General features: G+C 33.0%; 2 protein-coding genes. Both read right to left on the bottom strand.

Going from position 1 to position 906, the window contains the following annotated elements; all coding sequences use genetic code 11:
- The coding region (locus tag GQR46_RS20140) for a hypothetical protein (RefSeq protein WP_165742300.1) at nucleotides 1–307 on the bottom strand (307 nt) is incomplete at its 3' end.
- A gap of 13 nt (nucleotides 308–320) precedes the next feature.
- Nucleotides 321–626: a helix-turn-helix transcriptional regulator gene (locus tag GQR46_RS20135; protein WP_165742299.1), complete on the bottom strand. Its 306-nt coding sequence runs from the start codon at nucleotides 624–626 to the stop codon at nucleotides 321–323.
- Nucleotides 627–906 lie beyond the last annotated feature (280 nt).

Below are 906 nucleotides of genomic sequence, written 5' to 3'. Positions count from 1 at the left end.
TAGGGTGATTAATATTTGATAATAAATAATTTGATAGTTTATTCGTGTCTATAAATCTTAGATACGAGAAAATCGTTTGACCTGACGTAATATATCCTGAAAGTTCTTGAGCTACTCTATCAACCGTTAGATGCGCTATATCAAACATCCAATCACTCTTATTAATTTCAAATAAAGACCTTAATTTTCGGCTTTTACCTGAATTATTAGGACCAATAAAAAATGTTATTTGGCGAGTATCCTCTAAGAGCCAAGAATCATCTCCCGTCTTACCTATTTTCCTAATTGAATTAGCATTTACTTCCATGTTTTCTGATCCTTTATAGCTTTTCAGGTTTGAGTGTATTTAATAATTCAATTTGGTCTTCTTTTTTTAACTTACCCAAAGCACAAATTAGTTCAGACAGAATATCTTCTTCACAATAAAAATAAGCTACCGGTACATCAAGCTCTTTAGCAATGCGTTTCATGGTTAAAAAATCAGGGGCATGTTTGCCTTTTTCGTATTGGTTCATGCGAGCACTAGCCGTGTTTGGCTCCATTCCTAATGCCATACCTAGCTGTTGCTGAGTAAGGCCAGCTGCTTTTCTTGCAGATTTTAGGCGTGAAGGTGTTGGAGTTTCCATTTGAATCTTAGCTATGAAATATATATAGCTAAGATTCTCTTAGTATTTAGTAGGTAAGTGTACTAAGGATATTTTAGTTTTCGGTTTATCACATGTTAATGGAGTACAGTCAAAGCACTGCTAGAGCTTTTTGATAACTATGAGTATTTGTTATTTAACTATAGCTTTCAAATTTAAACTATTTAAGTACCCACAAAATCTAAAAATCTATCGATCATATGATCAGGTTGATTATTAGTCATGAAGCTTTGAACGCTATCTTTGAAACTTGGATCAATTA

Origin of the sequence: Pseudoalteromonas sp. Z1A6 (assembly GCF_011378745.1) — a bacterium.
Classification (GTDB): Bacteria; Pseudomonadota; Gammaproteobacteria; order Enterobacterales; family Alteromonadaceae; genus Pseudoalteromonas; species Pseudoalteromonas arctica.
This window is presented reverse-complemented; position numbering and strand designations above follow the sequence as displayed.